Genomic DNA, 19,293 nt, shown 5'->3' with positions numbered 1-19,293 from the left:
GATTTTGGCAAGGATGCAGGTTCTGGCCGCCCCTGCTATGGACGGGCCGGCGACGCCCCTGCAAAAGTGGCTTCGCAACGAAGGCTTCTGCGGAAAGGCGCGCCATGAAGAAGGGCAAGACATCCATCCTGCGCCAGCTGACCGTGACCGCGCGGGCGGAGCGCCAGTTGCTGGCGCGGCACCTGGCCGGCCTTGGCCTGCATCCTGGCCAGGACGCGCTGCTTCTCGCGCTTGCCGAGCGTGACGGTCAATCCCTGGCGGAGCTGGCCTCGAAGCTTGGCGTCTCGGCGCCCACCATCACCAAGACCGTGGGGCGCATGTCCGCCGAAGGCTTCCTGGAAAAGCGGGCGTCGACCGAAGACCGCCGTCAGAACTTCGCCTTCCTGACCGACAGCGGCCGTCTGGCGGCAGGCGCCGCACGGCGCGCGCAGCGCGACATGGAGGAGGCCGCGCTTGCCGGATTCAGCCAGAAGCAGCGCCGGCGGCTGCGCAAGCTGCTCGCCAAGATGGCCCGCAACCTTGCGCCGCCCGAAAAGGAAAGCGATGAAGTCGAGGCGGCTTCGCACTCCTCTGTTGCATGAAAAGCGGTCCATCGCTTAAGGATCGTTCAGGCAGATTCACTGCCGGATCGAATGTCTCGGGAGATCGGTGGCTCAAAAGGTCAAATTGTCGACGATTGCGGAGGCGCTCGGCCTGTCCACCGCAACCGTGTCCCTGGCGTTGCGTGACAGCCCGCTGGTGGCCGAGTCGACCCGTGAGCGCATCAAGGAAGAGGCGCGCGCCTCCGGCTACATCTACAACCGGCGCGCCGCGAGCCTGCGTACGTCGAAATCGGGAATCATCGGCGTCTGCGTCAGCGACATCATGAACCCGTTCTTCGGCGAGATCCTGAAAGCCATCGAAAACGAACTCGACCGGCATCGCCAGACCTTCGTATTGTGCAATCACTACGACCAACTCTCCAAGCAGCGCGCCTTCGTGGATACGATGCTGCAGCTCGGCGCGGACGGCCTCATCATGTCCCCCGCCATCGGGACGCCCGCCCCCGACATCCATCTTGCCGAGCAGAACGACCTGCCGGTCACCCTGATCGCCCGGACGGTCGAAGGCTGCGGCGTCACCTCTTTCAGCGGCGACGACAGCTATGGCATGCGCCTGGCGGTCAATCATCTCATCGGCAAGGGCTATCGCCGTATCGCCATGGTGGGCGGCACGGACCTCACTTCCACCGGCCGCGAACGCGAGCGCGGCTACCGCGAGGCGCTGGCGGAGGCCGGCATCGCCTATCGGCCGGAATGGCGCATCCCCGGACCGCGCAGCCGCCACTCGGGCTTCGACGCCGTCGCCGGCTTCCTGCGCCTGCCCGAGCGGCCCGATGCCGTCGCCTGTTTCTCCGATCTCGTCGCGCTCGGCTTCATGTACGGGCTGGCCCGCGAAGGCCTTCGACCCGGCGTCGACATTGCCGTCACGGGCTATGACGATATCGACGAGGCGGCCATCGCCATGCCGTCGCTGACCACCGTCGCCAATGGCCAGAGCGAAGTGGGCCGCCGCGCGGCAGCCGCGCTGCTGGCCCGGCTCAACGGTGCCCCGGCCGTCGAATCGGTCGAGTTGATCACACCGCAGATCAAGGTCAGGCAATCCACCGAGGGGCTTTGACGAAAAGCCCGCCCCCACACGAAGGAAACGACTGAAAATGACAGACCTCAAGACAGTGCCCGTGCTCGTCCCGATCGGCTTCCACGCCGAATCCCGCAAAGCCCTGGAGGCGCTGTTCGCGGTCCGCGAATTTCAGAAACGCGATCTTTCCGAACTGTCGGACGAGGAGAAGGCCCAAATTCGCGGCATCGCGTCCTTCGGCAACGTGTCCGCCGCGATGATGGATGCGCTGCCGGCGCTTGAGATCGTCGCCAGTTTCGGCGTCGGCTATGACAGCGTCGATGCGGCCCACGCCGCCGCCCACGGCATCATGGTCACCAATACGCCCGACGTCCTGACCGAGGAAGTCGCCGACACCGCACTCGGCCTGTTGCTGATGACGGTGCGCGAATTGCCGCAGGCCGAGCGCCACTTACGCGCCGGAAAATGGCAGGCCGAGGGGCCGTACCCCCTCACCCACGGTACGCTGCGCGGCCGCACCGTGGGCATCATGGGGCTGGGACGCATCGGCATCGCCATCGCCAGGCGCCTCGAGAGCTTCGGTGTCGAGATCGCCTATTACAACCGCAGCAAGCGGGACGACGTGCCCTACGCCTATCATGGGTCGCTGGAAGAGCTGGCCGCCGCAGTCGACACCCTGATCGTCGCGGCGCCGGGTGGCGCGTCCACGGACAAGGCCATCGATGCGGCGGTGCTGAAGGCGCTCGGGCCGAAGGGCATTCTCATCAATATCGGCCGCGGAACGACCGTGGACGAAGAAGCCCTGATCGCCGCGCTGAAGGACGGTACCATCATGGCGGCCGGCCTCGACGTCTTCGAAAAGGAGCCGAAGGTTCCACAGGCGCTGATCGACCTGCCGAATGCCGTGCTTCTGCCGCATGTCGGGTCGGCCTCGCACCACACGCGCAACGAGATGGGCAGCCTCGTCGTCCAGAACCTGAAGGCATGGTTTTCCGGAAAGGACGTCCTGACCCCCGTTTCCGAATGCGTTTCGGCCGGTGTTCGTCGCCACGGTTAACTCTTGGGTAAGCTTAAGAAAGCTATACTTCCGACCTTCTGATCGAGAAGGAGGGATCGCCATGAATTACGCCGTGATGGTTCTTTCGATCGGCCTGGCCGGTGTGATCGCGGTGTCGAATATGCAGGGCGCCACGGTGGCCGCACACGAGTCGCTGCTGTCGTCCCTGTCGCCATCACCGGAGATCACCAATTCGGTGCACCGGGTCGACGGCGCGGAGCGCAAGGCGCTCCGCTTCATCGATCTGCGGGACGGCGCAAGCTGCAAGGTTCCGGAACCGACGGGTGTCGACGGCTCCTGGCAGCGCATCGCCATGGGGCCGGAATGCGCATCCTCGAGCGACCTGTCCAAGGCCGCTTACTGGCGCGTCGGCGCGGATGGGACCCTGCTGATGGCCGACGACACGGGCCGTACGGTGCTCGAGTTCTTGCCGGGCGATGGCGTCCTTTACGAAAGCGTCTATCCCGACACCGCGCTGATTACCGTCGTGCCCGCAAAGGGCTAGAGCGTTTCCCGCTCATATGGAACCACTCTGTTTCTCCGAGGCCGGATGGCCCGCCAGGAAGGCGACGCAGGCCGTACCGGCGGTACGGGCAAGTCCGGCTGACGCCGCGGACGTCCGCCCCCGGGAAGCCCGAAGGGCCGGGGCATTCGAGCCGCCGTCTTCGGCGTGCATCCTGGTCATACACCAGTATGGCCTTCGACACCCACCTCGATTGTGGCCCGAAGCGCCTCCGGCAGAGTGATCCCATATGAACGGGAAACGCTCTAACGGGTCGCCCCGGCTATGAACCGGCGCAGGGGGCGGGCCTGACGGCCCTCCGTGTCGTAATTCGCATCGTCGAGATAGGCCGCATAGGCGGCGTCCAGCGCCGGCCATTCGGCGTCGATGATCGAATACCAGGCCGTGTCGCGGTTGCGGTGCCTGACGATCATATGCTGGCGGAACAGGCCCTCGTACCGGAAACCGAGGCGCCTGGCGGCCGCGTGGGACGGTGCGTTCTCGTTGTGGCACTTCCACTCGTAGCGACGATATCCCAGCTCGCCGAAGACACGCCGCAAGACGAGGTGGAATGCCTCGCTGGCGATCCGGCTGCGCTGCAGCGCCGGCGAAAAGCAGATATTGCCCACTTCGATGACGCCGTTTGCGCGGTCGATCCGCATGAGCGCCAGGACACCCAGCGCCTGTCCGCTGCTGCGATCGATCACGCTGTAGAAGCATGGATCGTCGCCGAAATAGGTGGCCTCGGCAAACCGCTCGAAGGCTTCGTAATCCGCGAAGGGCCCGTAGGGCAGATAGTCCCAGAGCCGCTCACCGCCGGGCTGCGTGAAAGCCTTGTAGAGATCGCGCAGATGGGCGTGGTCGACGCGCACCACATCCGCGAAGCGGCCCGCCATCGGTGCCATGCCGGGGTGCGGGCGCGGCGTGTAGTGCGACAGGTCCATTCGCATCGCGGCTCTCAGCGCCGCAAGGCCGCAGCTTCCGCCGCCAGGGCCGTGACGGCAGCGAAATCTCCGGCCGCAAGCCGGTCTTTCGGCGCGACCCAGGATCCGCCGACGCAGATAACGTTCGGCAGTGAGAGATACTCGTGCACATTGGACGGCGATACGCCGCCGGTGGGACAGAAGCTGATGTTCTGGAACACGGGGGCGAGCGCCTTGAGATAGGCGACGCCGCCCAGTTGCTCGGCCGGGAAGAATTTGAGGATCTCGTAGCCTTCCTCGATCATCGCCATCAGTTCGCTGGGCGTTGCCGCGCCGGGCAGAAGAGGCGCATCGCCGGCCTTGGCGGCATCCAGCACCTCCACCGTCGCGCCGGGCGATACGATGAAGGTGGCCCCGGCCTCTTCGGCGGCGTCGTATTGCTGCGGCGTCAGGATCGTGCCGGCGCCGCAGATGGCCTCCGGCACATCGGATGCAACGGCGCGGATGGCGTCCAGCGCCGCCGGCGTGCGGAGCGTGATCTCGATGGCGGGAAGGCCGCCCGCCGCAAGCGCACGGGCAAGGTCCACCGCCGCAGCGGCGCTGTCGACAGCAACCACGGGAATGACGGCCTGTCCCGTCAGCACCGTCCGCAAGGCATCCGTCTTCTGCGCCATATCACTTCCCTCTCATGGACATGCGGCAACCGCATCGCGACTCGCTCGCCCGAGCTTTTAGAGCATTTTACGCCGAAGCGGGAGCGATCCGCCCGATATCAGCCCTTGATGACCGGGTCGCCCTGCGCGGCGACTTCGGGCCGGTCGTCCTCCAGCGCGGACAGGAACGCGGCGCACCAGTGCCCGGCGGTATTGCTGAAAACGGTTCGCCGCAGCGCGTCGTGGCGTTCCTTGCGTTCGGAGAGGGACATGGTCAGGGCCCGCTGCATGGCCCTTGCCACGTCTTCCGACGAGTAAGGATTGACGATCAGCGCCTGCCCCAGTTCCTCCCGCGCGCCGGCAAAGCGCGACAGCACCAGTACGCCCGGGTCGTCGCTGTTCTGGGCCGCGACATACTCCTTGGCGACGAGATTCATGCCGTCGCGCAGCGGCGTCACCATGCAGACGCGCGCGGCACGGTAGATACCGGCCAGCGCCCGGCGGGTGAAGCCGCGCGTCATGATCTGGACCGGCGTCCAATCCAGCGTGGCGAAGCGGCCGTTGATGTTGCCGGCCAGTTGCTCCACTTCCACCCGAAGTTCCGCATAGGCGTCCAGCTCGGCCCGCGACAGCGGCGCGACCTGGAGGAACTGCGATGCGCCGCGGTTTTCGGGGTAGTCCTCCAGCAGTTGTTCGAATCCGCGCAGCCGCTCGATGATGCCCTTGGAATAATCGAGCCTGTCGACGCCCACGATCTGGTGCCGGCCATGGGCGATATCGCGCACCATGTCCTCGTGCTCGACCGCCTCGGGGCTCAGCGCGAACTCGGCAAAGCCTTCGGCGTCGATGCCGATGGGGAAGGCGCTGGCGCGAATGGTGCGGCCCGAGACCCGGACCCGGTCATTGTCGAGTTCCTCGCCGCCCAGCTCCTGGATGCAGAAGGCCACGAAATTGCGCCTGTCCTGCGCCGTCTGGAAGCCGACGACATCATAGGCGAGCATGGCACGCACGAGGTCGTGGCTGGCCGGCAAAGCGGTCAGGATCTCGGGTGGGCAGAACGGAATGTGCAGGAAGAAGCCCAGCCGGCCCTTGAAGCTGCATTGCCGCAGTTCCGAACCCAGATAGAAGAAATGATAGTCATGGACCCAGACGATGTCGCTTTCGTCGAGCTGGGGAAACAGCCTTGCAGCGAAGCGCTGGTTGACCGAGCGATAGATGCGATCGGACTGCCGGTCGAACTGCGCGATATCCAGGCGGTAATGGAGCAACGGCCAAAGCGAGCGGTTGGCATAGCCGTAATAGAAGCCGGCCAGCTCTTCCTCGTTGAGATCGATGGTGACGAGCGCCGTCGATCCGACGATCTCGGTCTTCAGTTCGCTGAAGGTGCCCTGCGGCGAGACATCGCCGCTCCACCCGAACCACAGGCCGCCGCGCCGGCGCAGGGCATCCGCAAGGCCCACCGCCAGGCCCCCGGCCTTGCCTTCGTCGTTGAGAGGGCCGACGCGGTTGGAAACCACGACCAGCCTTTTCGCCTCCCCGCTCATATGCGCTCTCCAGCCTCTGCCAGCCAGCGTTGGACGGCTGCGACATCGTCCAGCCGCTCCGTTGCAGCCGTCGCACCCGGGCCCACCTTGATGCCGGCGCCACCAAGCTGGGGAACCACGGCGAAGGCGAACTCGTCCGTCGTGTCGTCACCGATATAGATCGGCCTGCGGCCGGAAAAGGGCGCATCGCGCATCAGCCTGCGGACGGCTGCACCCTTGTCCATTCCCGCGGGATGAACTTCGACGATGTTGTTGCCATGCATGACCTTCAAGCCCGGCACACCGGACACGGCCTCGTCCATCAGGCGTCCGGCATCCTGCCCGCGATGGGGCGCGGTCCGGTAATGCAGGACGAGCGCCGTTCCCTTGTCTTCCAGCGTCAGATCGGCATCCCCCGCAACCCCCTCGGCAAGGGCGGCGCGGACGGTGTCCAGATCCTGCGGGCTGGCGATCCGCTCGACAGGATCGCCCGGCGCTGGCCGCAGCTCCAGCCCGTGGACGCCGGCGGCTGCGAATTCCAGCGGCGACAGGAAACGGTCGAGATCGGCGATGCGCCGGCCGCTGACGATGGCGAGCGCGCCGGACAGCGCGGCCTGCAGCGCGATCAGGCTTCGCAGCGTCGCTGGACGAATGGAAACGGCCGACGGATCGTCGACGAAATCGACGAGTGTGCCGTCGAAGTCGAGGAACAGGGCATGGCGACTGAAGTCAATTTGGGTTCTGGCTTGCATCTCGCCCCTGAACATAGGCGAGCGGTTTGCGATAGCCACCCCCCGCCCGACGGGCAGACGGACAAAGGCCGGGCTTGCCGCCCGGCCTTTCGCAATTGTCAGGCAGCCTGCCGCGACACCTGCTTCGCCGCCGCATCGCGGACGTCATCGACCGTCGGAAGCGAAGGCGCGACATGATAGCCGCCGAGCATGTCGCCGGCCAGCTCCGCTGCGATGGTGTCGGCCGTTATGGCCGACAGGGTCCAGCCCAGATGGCCATGACCGGTGTTGTAGTAGACCCCCTTCGCATGACCACGTCCGACGCGTGGCATCATGTCGGGCATCATCGGCCGCAGGCCCGCCCACGGCACGGACGACGCCGTCGACACGCGGGGGAAGCGATGGCGGCACCAATCGACGAGCGGCCGGATGCGATCCATCCGGATATCGCGATTGTATCCGGCGAATTCGGCCGTACCGGCGATCCGCAGGCGATTGCGGCCGAGGCGGCTGGTGACGATCTTGGCCTTGTCGTCCAGGAGGCTGACCCAAGGGGCGCCCTGCTGGCTTTCATGATCCTCGAGATTGACGGTGATCGAGTAGCCCTTCACCGGATAGATGTTGACGCGGTCTCCCAGCATGGAAGCGAAGCGGCGGCTTTCGACGCCCGCGCAGATGACGACGGCGTCGTAGCGCCGGTCGGTGGCCTGCGGCGCGCCGCCCACGACGCTGGAGACGGTTACGCCCTCGGGGCCGTGCTGCAGCTTGGTGACGTCGGCCTCGTAGACGAAGGTGACGCCCTTGCGACGGCAGGCATCGGCCAGCCCGCGCGTGTATCGGTGGATATCGCCGGTGAAGTCGCTTTCGGTGAAGAAGCCGCCGTAGAACTTCCCGGCCAGCGCCGGCTCGATGTCGTGGATCTCGCTGTCGCTCAAGGCGCGGCGGTCGAGCCCGCCCTGCTTGTAGAGCTGGCTGACGCGGTTCGCATGCTCGAATTCGGACTTGGATTCGTAGACATGGAGGATGCCGCGCTTCTCGACGTCGAAGCCGAAGCCCTCGGCCTCGGCCATCTCCAGCAGATGCCGGCGCGCGGCGACCGCCATCCTGACGGTGGCAATGGTGTTTTCTTCGTAGTTGCGGGCCGCAAGAACGAATTCCGCCATCCAGGACAGCTTGTGCCAGGTCGGCGCCGGATGCACCAGCAGGGGCGCATCCTTCTTCAGCATCCATTTCACGCCCTTGATGAAGGTGGACGGCGAGTTCCATACCTCGGCGTTGGACGCCGAAAGCTGTCCACCATTGGCGAAGGAGGTTTCCATGGCGGCATAGGGGTTCCGGTCGAAGACCGTAACGTCCATGCCCTGCTTCATGAGTTTGTAAGCGGTTGTTACGCCGGTGATACCGGCGCCGATGACGGCAACTGAGGTCACGACAGATCCTTTCGGCCGCGGCTTCGCGGCGCTGACTGCGTGCCCCATCCGTCATTGGCCTGAGAGCTTCACGTAACAGGAGTCAGTCCCGCAACGCTTTCTCCTTCGGCGGGGCGCGTTTCCGCGACCACTCTCCGGATGTTTAACGCCGCGCGGTCCTTCTGCCTGAGAGATTCCGGGGCGGTTGCTCCTTCGGCGCCGGCCGATAAAGACCAGTCTCTCCCGCAAGCGGCGTGTAGGGTGTTTATACACAATGCCGCACCGAGCGGCAAGATTAACTTTTAGGCATTATTTAAACTCGCATCATATACTACAGGTTCCATATCAATCGATACGGCTGCCCTCCCGGTCGAAATGATGCAGGCTTTGAAGGTCGGCGACCGCCGTGAAGGCCGCGCCGATGTCGCGCCTCTGGTATCCCGGCATGCGCACCGCGATCGGCGCCGTCAGCCCGTCGCGCAGGCCATAGAGATAGGTTTCCGCTCCGACGACCTCGACGGCGCTGACCTTGAGATCGAGCCCGAGTTCCCCCGGGCCGGCGCGCTCGGCAACGCGCATATGCTCCGGCCGCACGCCGATGGTGGTGGCCGCCGCCGGCTGGCCGACCAGTTCGGACAGGACATCCTTCGGCACGAGGTTCATGGCGGGAGAACCGATGAAGCTGGCGACGAAAAGGCTGGCCGGCCGCTCGTAGACCTCGAGCGGCGTGCCCACCTGTTCGATCTTCCCGCCATTCAGCACCACCAGCCTGTCGGCCAGCGTCATGGCCTCAAGCTGGTCATGGGTGACGTAGAGGCTGGTTGTCCCGAGGCGGGCCTGGAGTGCGCGGATTTCGGCCCGCATCTGCACCCGCAGCTTGGCGTCGAGGTTGGACAGCGGCTCGTCGAACAGGAAGGCCGCCGGCTCCCGCACGATGGCGCGCCCCATGGCGACACGCTGCCGCTGGCCACCCGACAATTGCCGTGGCTTGCGATCCAGAAAATCGGATATCTCGAGGATCGCGGCGGTATCGGCGATCCGCTTCTCGATCTCGGCCTTCGGGGTCTTGCGGTTCCGCAGACCGTAGGCAAGGTTCTGGCGTACGCTCATATGCGGATACAGCGCGTAATTCTGGAACACCATGGCGATGTCCCTGTCGGCGGGCTCCACCTCGTTGACGAGGCGGTCGCCGATCCGGCATTCGCCGCTGGTGATGGTTTCCAGCCCGGCCACCATGCGCAGCAATGTCGACTTGCCGCAGCCGGACGGACCGACGAGCACCACGAACTCGCCATCCGCCACGTCGAGGGAGATGCCCCTGACCGCCTCCTGTCCACCGGGATAGACCTTGCGGACCGTGTCCAGAACGATGGACGCCATTTCCTATTTCTCCGTTTCCGTAAGGCCGCGCACGAACAGCTTCTGCATCGCGACGACGACGATGACCGGCGGCAGCATGGCCATCACGGCGACGCCCATGACGAGGTTCCATACCGGCTCGGAATCGACGGCCCGCGCGATCCGCTGGATACCCATGACGACGGTGTAGTAATCGGGCTGGGTGGTGACGAGCAGCGGCCAGAGATACTGGTTCCATCCGTAGACGAACAGGATCACGAACAGTGCCGCCGTCGAGGTGCGGGTGAGCGGTATCACGATATCCCACAGGAACTTCAGCGGCCCCGCCCCGTCCATGCGCGCCGCCTCCAGCATTTCTTCCGGAATCGACAGGAAGACCTGCCGATACAGGAACGTCGCCGTCGCGCTGGCGATCAGCGGCACGACAAGCCCGGCATAGGAATTGAGCAAGCCCATCCCCGCGACGACCTGGAATGTCGGAACGATACGCACCTCGACCGGGAGCATCAGGGTCATGAAGATCGCCCAGAAGGCCACCATGCGGAATCTGAATCGGAAATAGACGATGGCGAAGGCCGAAAGGATGCAGATGACGATCTTGCCCAGGGCCACCCCCAGCGCCATCACCAGCGAATTCAGCATCATCGGCAGCACTGGCGGCAGACCGTTGCGGCTGGCTCCGTCGGACAGGATCAGGCCGTAATTCGTCCAGAACTCGCCACCCGGCCAGAACGGCGCGATGCCGCTGTTGAGGCGAAACGACGAATGGGTGGATGCAACGAAGGCGATCCACACCGGAAACAGCACGAGCGCAACCCCGAGGATCAGGATCGCGTGGGTGAGGAACGTATGGAAAGGGCGGTTCTCGACCATGGTTCGGCGCCTCGTCAGTAATGTACGCGCCGTTCCACGAAGCGGAACTGCACCACGGTCAGGAGGATCACGACGAGCGTCAGCACAACCGACTGGGCGGCGGACGAGCCGAAGTTCTGCCCGAGGAAGCCGTCCGTATAGGCCTGGTAGACCAATGTCGTCGTCTGGCGGCCCGGACCGCCCTCCGTCGTCGTGTCGATGATGCCGAACGTGTCGAAGAAGGCGTAGACCATGTTGACGACGGACAGGAAGAAGATCGTCGGCGACAGCATCGGCAGGATGATCGTGAAGAATCGCTTGGTCGGGCCGGCGCCATCGATGGCGGCCGCCTCGATCAGCGAGCGGGGAATGGACTGCAGGCCGGCCAGGAAGAAGATGAAATTGTAGGAGATCTGCGCCCAGCTTGCGGCGATGATGGTGAGAAGCAGCGCCTGGTTGCCGTTGGTGAAATGGTTCCAGCTGATGCCGAAGCCGCGTAATACGTAGGCCAGGATGCCGACCGAGGGGTTGAACAGGAACCACCAGAGTACGCCGGCCACCGCCGGCGCCACGGCATAGGGCCAGATGAGCAGCGTCGAATAGGTTGTTCGGCTGCGGATCATCCTGTCCACCGCCGAGGCGAAGGCCAACGAGACGCAGAGCGTGATGATGGCGACGGAGGCGGCGAAGACGGCCGTCACCTGTACCGATTCCCAATACCGCGCCGAGCGGAACAGCGCCGTGAAATTATCCCATCCGACGAACCGTTCTCCGAAGCCGAACGCATCGGAGCGATACATGGATTGCCGCACCGCCTGGATGGCCGGCCAGAAGAAGAAGATCGCAGTGATCGCGAGCTGCGGCGCAAGCAGCAGGATCGGCAGCGCGGTGCCGCCGAAGGTGACGCGCTTCTGTGCCATGCGGCCCCCGCCTCCCTCTTTTCAGTATGAATGGGCCGCCGCCGGAACGGCGACGGCCCGTCTTGCTTGTCCGCGGATGAATTACTGGTTCTGGGATTCGAACTCGCGCAGCATCTCGTTACCGCGCTCCTGTGCCGACTTGACCGCGTCCTCGGCACTCTTCTGGCCCCCGAGGGCAGCCTCGAGCTCTTCCTCGAACATGGTGCGGATCTGGACGTAATTGCCGAAGCGGAGCCCACGCGAGTTTTCGGTCGGCGTATTCAGCGTCACTTCCTTGATGGCCGTGTCGGCCCCCGGGTTCTTCTCGTAGAAGCCGGACGCCTTCGTCGCCTCGTAGGCGGCCTCGGTGATCGGCAGGTAGCCCGTGCTCTGGTGCCACTCGCCCTGGATCTCCGGCTGCGACAGGAATGTCAGGAACTGAGCGACGCCCTTGTAGCTGTCCTCGTCCTTGCCGCGCAGAACCCACAGCGAGGCCCCGCCGATGATGGAATTCTGCGGCGCACCCTCGATGTCGTCATAATAGGGCATCATGCCGTAGCCGACGTCGAAATCGGCATTGGCCGAGATGGAAGCGCGCCCGCCGGACGATTCCAGCAGCATCGCGCATTCGCCGGAATTGAAGGAAGGCCCGGCCGTGTTGGTGCGGCCGCGATACTGGTAGGCACCATCCTTCTGCCACTCGACGAGATTGGCCCAGTGCTTGCCGACGAGGCCCGCTTCCTCGAAATTGAACACCGCGTCGAAGCCCGCCATGCCGTTCTGCTGCGTGGCGATGGGCTTGTTGTGCCAGGCCGAAAGGTTTTCGAGGTTCACCCAGGCGGGCCATGTGCTGGTGAAGCCGCAGGTCTTGGTGCCGGAGCTGACGATCTTCTGCGCCGCCTCGGCCAGCTCGCCCCAGGTCTTGGGCGGCTGGGAGGCATCGAGGCCGGCGGCTTCGAAGGCATCCTTGTTGTAGTACAGGATGACGGACGAGGAATTGAACGGGAACGACAGAAGTTCGCCGTCGCCTGTCTGGTAATAACCGGTAACGGCTGGCAGGTAGCTGGCCGGATCGAACGCTTCGCCGGTGTCCGTCATCAGTTCCTGCACGGGGTAGATCGCGTCGCGCGCCGCCATGAAGGTTCCGGTGCCGACCTCGAAGACCTGCAGGATGTGCGGCTGCTCGCCCGCACGGAAGGCGGCGATGGCCGCCGTCATCGATTCGGGGTAGGTGCCGCGGTAGAGCGGTACGACCTTGTATTCGGACTGGCTTTCGTTGAAGCGGCTCGCAAGCCCCTCGAGCTTCTGGCCGAGTTCACCGGCCATGGAGTGCCACCACTGGATTTCGGTCTGTGCGGCGGCCTGGCCGGCCATCGACAAAAGCGCGGCCATCGCCGCTCCCATTAGCCCGATCTTCTTCATAAGTTCCGTTCTCCCAATGCTGCGACCCTTTACGGTCCGGCCGGTGGGCTCCTCCTAGCCCATGCCGGCGAACAGCTTGGTGACAAACCTAAGATAGTTTCATGACAGGGCAACGTCCTGAACCATAGGTTGTATCTCCATCCACAGCTCAGGCATCGCGCTGGGTGCGATCAAGCCTCGTCGCGCGGGAAGCGCTTTTCGTCCTCCAGCACGTTCAGGTCCATGTGGTTGCGCATGTAGCGTTCCGATGCGCGCTGGAGCGGCTGGTAGTCCCAGGGGTAGTAGTGCCCGTTGCGCAGCGCTGCATAGGTTATGTGGCGCCGTGCCTGGCTTTCCCGGACGGAAGCGTCGAACGCGTCGAGGCTCCACAACGCGTCGATCTGCGACGACAAGGCGTCCAGCGTCGCGCCGTGCGCCGGATCGGCCGCAAGATTGGTCAGTTCCAGCGGATCGGCGGCCAGGTCGAAAAGCTGGTCCGGATCGGCCTTGCAGCGATTGAGCTTGTACGGGCCCGACCGCAGCGAGACCATCGGTGCGATCGAGCCTTCCGCGGCGTATTCCATACGCACGGGCGGGCGGTCGCCGTGAAGCGACTGGAACAGGGATACCCCGTCCAGCCACGGCGCCAGCGCACCGAGCGGCTGGCCCGCCATCTCCGACAGGGTCGGCATGACATCCATGGTGGAGACCGGCGTCGCACACAGGCCCGGCGCAAGACCGGGCGCCGCCAACATCAGCGGCACGCGTGCGGACCCTTCGAAGAAGTTCATCTTGAACCAGAGGCCGCGTTCGCCGAGCATGTCGCCATGGTCCGATACGAAGAGTATGGCGGTGTTGTCCGCCATGCCGGTGCGCTCGAGTATCCCCACCAAATCGCCGATCTTTTCGTCGACATAGGAGATGTTGGCGAAATAGGCCCGCCGCGCCCTGGCCACCATTTCCGGCGTGATATCGTAGGCTTCGTCCCGGCAGGCCGCCATCAGGCGCGCGGTGTGCGGATCCGGGTCCGGCAGGCGGCCGACCGCCGGCTGCAGCGCGGCGCAGTCGGCGTAGAGATCGTAAAAGCGCCGACGGGCGACATAGGGGTCGTGCGGGTGGGTGAAGGACACCGTCAGGCAGAAGGGACGGTCATCCTGCTGCCGCGACAGGTCATAGAGCCGCGCGCCCGCATGGAAGGCGACCTCGTCGTCATATTCGAGCTGGTTGGTAATCTCCGCGACGCCCGCGCCCGTGACCGAGCCCAGGTTATGATACCACCAGTCGATGCGCTCCCCGGGCCTGGTATAGTCGGGCGTCCAGCCGAAATCGGCCGGATAGACATCGGTGGTCAGCCGCTCCTCGAAGCCATGCAACTGGTCCGGCCCCACGAAATGCATCTTGCCGGACAGGATCGTGCGGTAGCCCGCGAGGCGCAATTGATGCGCGAAGGTCGGAATCTCGGATGAGAATTCGGCCGCGTTGTCATAGACGCGGGTTGCCGACGGAAGCTGCCCGCTCATGAACGAAGCGCGTGCCGGAGCACAGAGCGGGCTGGCCGTGTAGGCGTTGGCAAAGCGCACGGAGCGCGCGGCCAACGCCTTCAGGTTCGGCGTATGCAGGAAGTCGGCGGGGCCGTCCGGAAACAGGGTGCCATTGAGCTGATCGACCATGACGATCAGGATATTCGGTCGGCGGGATGCCATGCTGATGCCTCAACCTCCGATCGCAGCCTTGACGGCCGGAAGCCCCGGCTCTCCAGACAGCGTCGTCACCCCATCGAGCCAGCCGTCCAGAACATCCGGATGGGCGGCCAGCCATTCGCGCGCCGCCGTCCGCGGTTCCGTCCCTTCGGCAAGCTTCGCCATCATCTCGTTTTCCATGTCGATGTCGAAGACGAGCTTCTTGAAGAAGCCGGCCGCATTCGGGCACTCGCCTGCATAACCGGTGCGCGCAAGGGTGAAGACTTCGGCGCCGCCATAGTTGGGGCCGAAGAAATCGTCCGCCCCCGACAGGTAGGTTATGTCGAAGCTGTTGTTCATGGGGTGCGGCGCCCAGGCCAGGAACACAACCCACTGCTTGCGCCGCTCCGCGCGCGAGACCTGCGACAGCATGCCCTGCTCCGACGAGGCCGTAAGTTCCCAGCCGGACAGGCCGAAGGCCGGATCGGCGATCATCTTCTGGATGTTCTCGTTGGCGGGCGCCCCGGCCTCGATGCCGTAGATGCGCGAGCCGAACTTGTCGGCATGGGCGCTAAGATCCTTGACGTCCTTTATGCCTTCGTCCGCGACGTAGGTCGGTACGGCCAGCGTGAACTTGGCCCCTTCCAGGTTGCGTGCCAGCTCGTCCGCGGCGCCTTTATCCGCAAGGTCCTTGCGGAATGCCGTCTGGGCCGGCATCCAATTGCCCAGGAAGACGTCGATCTCCTTGTTGGCCAGGGCCTGGTAGCCGATCGGCACGGACAGGGTCTTGACGTCGGCGGTGTAACCGAGCCCCTCCAGCACCACCGAAGCCAGGGCGTTCGTGGACGTGATATCGCTCCAGCCGGGATCGGACAGGCGCACCGTCGCGCAGCTTTGCGGATCGTTGGCCTGCGCAGCCCCGGCAAACAGCAGGCTCGTCAGCGCCACGCCTATGAATCGGTTCATGACTTGCTCCATTATGGTCGTGGCCCGGTTTCGTTGAACGAGCCTTCAATGAGCCAGAACCCACACGGTTTTCGATGCGAGAGCAACCCCAAGGTGAGTGCCTTGCCCCGTTGATGCCCATTTTACCATCTAACCGCGAACGACCTGCCATTATGCTGCACGGCACAATAAACTTGTCGCACCGCCGTTGCGCCCGTATCCTGCGACCATCGACCGAAAGTTCCAGGAGCCCCTATGTCTTCGGGTGCATGCGATATCAGCCTTGTGGTCTCGTCGCGCAACCGCGCCTACGGCCTCGACTCATGCCTGGGGGCCATCGGCCGCGCGGCACGGGCGGCCGGTCCGACGGCGGTCGAACTCGTCTTCGTGGACAATGGCTCCACCGACGACACCAGCGCCGTCGTCGCGGCCTGGGCGTCGTCCGCCCCGCTGCCTGTCCGCCTGCTGCACGAAGCGCGCCCCGGCCTGGCCGTCGCCCGCAACACCGGCATCGCGGCGGCGCGTGGCGGCCTCATCGCCTTCACCGACGATGATTGCGAACCGGAACCCGGCTATTTCCAGGCGCTGTCGCAGGCCTTTGCCGCCGACGAGGGGCCGGTCCTGCGCGGTGGACGGGTGGAGCTCGGCGACGCCCGGGACCTTCCCGTCACCATAAAGCCCGACATCGAGCCCGCCACGCTGGACCGCACGCTGCATCCCGGCGGCTTCATCCATGGCTGCAACATGGCCTTTCCGCGCGCGCTCATCGAGGCCATCGGGCCGTTCGACGAACGCTTCGGGGCCGGTGCGCCGTTCCGCTCGGGCGAGGATACCGACTTTACCCATCGCGCCTTCAAGGCGGGATTCCCGGTCGTCTACTGCCCCGACATCGTGGTGCGCCATTTCCACGGACGCCGCCTGCCGGAGGATATCCGCAAGCTGCAATCGGGCTACGCCTTCGGCAATGGCGCGCTCTATGCCAAGTACCTTTTCGACCGCCGCTCCAACATGCGCGGCATGCTGCGCTGGGATATGCGGATGGCGGCGCGCGAGTTGTGGACGGGCCAGACGATGAGCGCCGAGATGGGACTGACCTATCGCGGCACCATGCGCGACAGCCTCTCGGGCATGATGTCCTACTGGCTCAACTGGCCGGCCGCCGGGCGATGAGCACCCCCGCGACCGCGGATCTGAAGCACAAGACGGTCCTGTCGGTCCTGTGGTCGGTCGTGCGCGTGGCGTGGAGCACAGTGGCGACCTTCGTCATCTTCCTGGTGCTCGCACGCGTGCTCGGACCGGCCGAGTTCGGCACCTTCGCGCTGGCCAGCCTGTTCACCGAGGTCGGCCGCATCATTGCTTTCGGCGGTTTCGGCGATGCGGTGACGCGGCAGTACGACCTGGACGAGGAGCTGGCCGACACCGCCTTCTGGGCGCTCGTCGCCTTCAGCCTCGCCATGGGCCTCGTCATCTTCTTCAGTGCGCCCTTCTATGCATCCGCCGTGCGCGACCCCGCGGTAGAGCCGATCCTGCACTGGCTGGCCTTCCTGATCCCTCTCGGCTCGCTGGCCGTGGTGCACAATGCGCGTCTGGCGCGCGACTTCAGGCACAAGAATCTGGCAGCGCAAAGCATTGTCGCAAGCATGCTGTCGGGCGGCGCCGCCATCGCGGCCGCGCTGGGCGGCTGGGGCGTCTATGCCCTCGTCGCACAGGCGGCGGTCCAGGCCGTCGCGACGGTTGCGCTGGGGTGGTATTATTTCCCGTGGATGCCGAAGCTGCGCTTCGACATGCAGCGCTTTCGCGGCGTCTTCACCTTCAGCATCAGCCTGATGGTCAGCCAGCTCTTGTGGATGCTGCTGACGCGGGTGCAGGACATCTTCATCGCCCGATGGTACGGCCCGGCCGAGGTCGGGCGCTATCGCATCGCCTGGCGCCTGATCGAACTGATCGGGCAGGCCGTGCTTGCCCCGATCGGCAGCGTCTCATTGGTTACGCTGTCGCGCCTTCAGCACGACAAGACGGCCTTCCGCAACGCCTACAACCGCATCGTCGGTGCTGCGGCGCTGGGTACGTTCCCGCTGCTGTTCGGCTTCGGCGCCCTCTCGCAGGAGACGATCGACCTGTTGTTCGGGCGGCAGTGGCACAATACGGGGCCAATCGCCACGGCCCTCGTGCTGATGGCCGTGCCCTTCGTCATGAATGTCTTCGCCGCGCCGGCGCTTGCAGCCGTCGACAAGGCACAGACGATCATGTCGGTCGCCGCCCTGCAGCTAGCCGCAACGCTGCTGCTGACGTGGCTGCTGGTGCCCTACGGCGTCGTCGCCGTCGCCGCCGGCTACACGCTGCGCGCCTGGCTGACCATGCCGTACCAGCAATACCTGTTGAAGAAGCATGCCGGCATCGACCCCGGCGGCACGATCCGCGCGGTCGCCATGCCGCTGGCGGGCTCGCTCGCCATGGCTGCCATCGTATGGCTGACGAAGGCGCCGGTCGCCGCGGCCATCGGCTGGCCGCCCGTTGCCCTGGCGGCATCCGTTGCCATCGGGGCCGTCGTCTATGGGCTGTTCCTTGTCCTGTTCGGCCGGCACACCCTGAAACCCTATATCGATACCGCCCTGTCCGCGCTGCGTCGCGGCCGCGCGGCGGCTGGAACCACCGGAGAAGCCTGATGCCGGAAACGAACGTAGCCATCATCGCCCGTCTGAAAGGACTTGTCGAAAAGGCGCTCGCCGACCTCGTGGATCCCGCGCAGAAATTCGCGCTGCTCGATTTTCCCAACCATTACAATATCGGCGACAGCGCCATCTGGATGGGCGAGCTCGCCTATTTCGACGGACGCGGCATGCGCGCCGGCTACGTGTCGGAGATCCCGACATTCGACGAGGCGAAGATGGCGGCCGCTGTCGGCAACGCCCCGATCTTCCTGCATGGCGGCGGCAATTTCGGCGACGTCTGGCCCGGTTTCCGGCCCTTCCGCGAAGCTCTCCTGGATCGGCACAAGGGGCGGCCCATCGTCCAGCTGCCGCAGACCATCAAGTTCAATTCCGACGCCAATCGCGATTCCACCGCCCGTGCCATCGAGCAGCATGGCAATTTCACGCTGCTCGTCCGCGACCAGCGCAGCCTCGACTACGCCCGCGCGCATTTCCAGTGCGAAAGCCGGCTCGTGCCCGACATGGCCTTCTGCATCGGTCCCGTAGCGCCGCCCGCACCGACGCACGAACTGCTGCTGAACCTGCGCGACGACCACGAAGCCACCGGGGCGCACGATGTGTCGCAGGCCGTGAAGCGGCCCGGCACGATCCAGTCCGACTGGCCGGAAGAGCCGGCAGACTTCCAGCGCAGCACCAAGCGGGCCGCCATCCTGCGCGGGCTTCTTTCGGGGCAGGTCGGCGGACGGGCGCGCATGACCGAACTGGCCTACCGCGAGCGCGCGCGCCAGCGCTTCCAGCGCGGCATAGATCTGCTCGGCTCGGCGCGCCAGGTGATCACCGACCGCATGCATGGCCATATCATGTGCGTGCTGATCGACCGGCCCCATTGCGTGCTCGACAACAGCTACGGCAAGACCAGCGGCCTCATCTCCGCCTGGAACACCACCAACAGCGACCGCTCCTTCCTTGTCGGCGATGTAGCCGAGGCCCTGACCGTGCTGGACGGCATGAGCCGAAAGCAGACGGAGGACGCCTGATTTTGGCCTGACCAAAATTGACCGTCGGGAGGATGTCAGGCGCCCATAAACG

18 protein-coding genes and 1 riboswitch are annotated in these 19,293 nt (G+C 65.2%); of the genes, 7 read left to right on the top strand and 11 right to left on the bottom strand.

Annotated elements, in window-relative coordinates:
• Positions 1-104: 104 nt before the first annotated feature.
• The 4 genes from IGS74_RS03540 (at position 105) to IGS74_RS03525 (ending at position 3,182) form a co-directional block, all read left to right on the top strand.
• Positions 105-581, top strand: coding sequence for a MarR family winged helix-turn-helix transcriptional regulator (locus IGS74_RS03540; protein WP_192389376.1), 477 nt, complete (start codon positions 105-107; stop codon positions 579-581).
• A gap of 67 nt (positions 582-648) precedes the next feature.
• Complete coding sequence (locus tag IGS74_RS03535) at positions 649-1,659, top strand: LacI family DNA-binding transcriptional regulator (RefSeq protein WP_039195219.1); 1,011 nt, start codon at positions 649-651, stop codon at positions 1,657-1,659.
• Between the two features lie 37 nt (positions 1,660-1,696).
• Positions 1,697-2,677 (top strand): 2-hydroxyacid dehydrogenase, encoded by a 981-nt coding sequence (locus tag IGS74_RS03530; protein WP_192389375.1) that lies wholly within the window; start codon positions 1,697-1,699, stop codon positions 2,675-2,677.
• Positions 2,678-2,738: 61 nt separating this feature from the next.
• Entirely contained in the window at positions 2,739-3,182 is a 444-nt protein-coding gene (locus IGS74_RS03525; RefSeq protein WP_192389374.1) for a hypothetical protein, read from the top strand.
• 263 nt (positions 3,183-3,445) lie between these two features.
• On the opposite strand, the gene IGS74_RS03520 is transcribed toward IGS74_RS03525, so the two are convergent.
• The 11 genes from IGS74_RS03520 to choX all read right to left on the bottom strand — a co-directional run bounded on the left by IGS74_RS03520 (position 3,446) and on the right by choX (position 15,586).
• Positions 3,446-4,129 (bottom strand): GNAT family protein, encoded by a 684-nt coding sequence (locus IGS74_RS03520; RefSeq protein WP_192389373.1) that lies wholly within the window; start codon positions 4,127-4,129, stop codon positions 3,446-3,448.
• Positions 4,130-4,137: 8 nt separating this feature from the next.
• Positions 4,138-4,776, bottom strand: coding sequence for a bifunctional 4-hydroxy-2-oxoglutarate aldolase/2-dehydro-3-deoxy-phosphogluconate aldolase (gene eda, locus IGS74_RS03515; RefSeq protein WP_039195214.1), 639 nt, complete (start codon positions 4,774-4,776; stop codon positions 4,138-4,140).
• 98 nt (positions 4,777-4,874) lie between these two features.
• The gene (locus tag IGS74_RS03510; protein ID WP_192389372.1) at positions 4,875-6,299 is read right to left on the bottom strand and encodes a trehalose-6-phosphate synthase; all 1,425 of its coding nucleotides are present in this window, start codon (positions 6,297-6,299) and stop codon (positions 4,875-4,877) included.
• Positions 6,296-7,030, bottom strand: a complete 735-nt coding sequence (gene otsB / locus IGS74_RS03505) for a trehalose-phosphatase (RefSeq protein WP_039195339.1) — start codon at positions 7,028-7,030, stop codon at positions 6,296-6,298. The genes IGS74_RS03510 and otsB overlap by 4 nt, the downstream gene beginning before the upstream one ends.
• A gap of 98 nt (positions 7,031-7,128) precedes the next feature.
• Positions 7,129-8,439: a D-amino acid dehydrogenase gene (locus IGS74_RS03500; RefSeq protein WP_192389370.1), complete on the bottom strand. Its 1,311-nt coding sequence runs from the start codon at positions 8,437-8,439 to the stop codon at positions 7,129-7,131.
• A 143-nt stretch (positions 8,440-8,582) separates the two neighbouring features.
• A riboswitch (glycine riboswitch) is annotated at positions 8,583-8,674 on the bottom strand.
• Positions 8,675-8,763: 89 nt separating this feature from the next.
• Positions 8,764-9,798, bottom strand: coding sequence for a sn-glycerol-3-phosphate import ATP-binding protein UgpC (locus IGS74_RS03495; RefSeq protein WP_192389368.1), 1,035 nt, complete (start codon positions 9,796-9,798; stop codon positions 8,764-8,766).
• 3 nt (positions 9,799-9,801) lie between these two features.
• Positions 9,802-10,650: a sn-glycerol-3-phosphate ABC transporter permease UgpE gene (gene ugpE, locus IGS74_RS03490; protein WP_192389366.1), complete on the bottom strand. Its 849-nt coding sequence runs from the start codon at positions 10,648-10,650 to the stop codon at positions 9,802-9,804.
• A 14-nt stretch (positions 10,651-10,664) separates the two neighbouring features.
• Complete coding sequence (ugpA, locus tag IGS74_RS03485) at positions 10,665-11,549, bottom strand: sn-glycerol-3-phosphate ABC transporter permease UgpA (protein ID WP_039195208.1); 885 nt, start codon at positions 11,547-11,549, stop codon at positions 10,665-10,667.
• A gap of 81 nt (positions 11,550-11,630) precedes the next feature.
• On the bottom strand, positions 11,631-12,950 hold the full coding sequence (ugpB, locus tag IGS74_RS03480; protein WP_192389364.1) for a sn-glycerol-3-phosphate ABC transporter substrate-binding protein UgpB: 1,320 nt from the start codon (positions 12,948-12,950) through the stop codon (positions 11,631-11,633).
• Positions 12,951-13,120: 170 nt separating this feature from the next.
• Positions 13,121-14,632: a choline-sulfatase gene (gene betC, locus IGS74_RS03475; RefSeq protein ID WP_192389362.1), complete on the bottom strand. Its 1,512-nt coding sequence runs from the start codon at positions 14,630-14,632 to the stop codon at positions 13,121-13,123.
• Positions 14,633-14,641: 9 nt separating this feature from the next.
• Positions 14,642-15,586: a choline ABC transporter substrate-binding protein gene (gene choX / locus IGS74_RS03470; RefSeq protein ID WP_192389360.1), complete on the bottom strand. Its 945-nt coding sequence runs from the start codon at positions 15,584-15,586 to the stop codon at positions 14,642-14,644.
• Between the two features lie 222 nt (positions 15,587-15,808).
• On the opposite strand from choX, the gene IGS74_RS03465 reads away from it, so the two are divergent.
• From IGS74_RS03465 to IGS74_RS03455, 3 genes are read left to right on the top strand one after another with little or no spacing between them, the layout of a single operon-like run.
• The gene (locus IGS74_RS03465) at positions 15,809-16,723 is read left to right on the top strand and encodes a glycosyltransferase (RefSeq protein ID WP_192389358.1); all 915 of its coding nucleotides are present in this window, start codon (positions 15,809-15,811) and stop codon (positions 16,721-16,723) included.
• On the top strand, positions 16,720-18,219 hold the full coding sequence (locus IGS74_RS03460; protein ID WP_192389356.1) for a lipopolysaccharide biosynthesis protein: 1,500 nt from the start codon (positions 16,720-16,722) through the stop codon (positions 18,217-18,219). The genes IGS74_RS03465 and IGS74_RS03460 overlap by 4 nt, the downstream gene beginning before the upstream one ends.
• Positions 18,219-19,241, top strand: coding sequence for a polysaccharide pyruvyl transferase family protein (locus IGS74_RS03455; protein ID WP_192389354.1), 1,023 nt, complete (start codon positions 18,219-18,221; stop codon positions 19,239-19,241). Before IGS74_RS03460 ends, IGS74_RS03455 begins: the two co-directional genes overlap by 1 nt.
• The last annotated feature ends 52 nt before the right edge of the window (positions 19,242-19,293 follow it).

This window comes from Aureimonas sp. OT7, from assembly GCF_014844055.1.
GTDB classification, from domain to species: domain Bacteria; phylum Pseudomonadota; class Alphaproteobacteria; order Rhizobiales; family Rhizobiaceae; genus Aureimonas; species Aureimonas altamirensis_A.
Note: the sequence above shows the minus strand (reverse complement) of the source record. Positions and strands in the feature narration are given on the sequence as shown.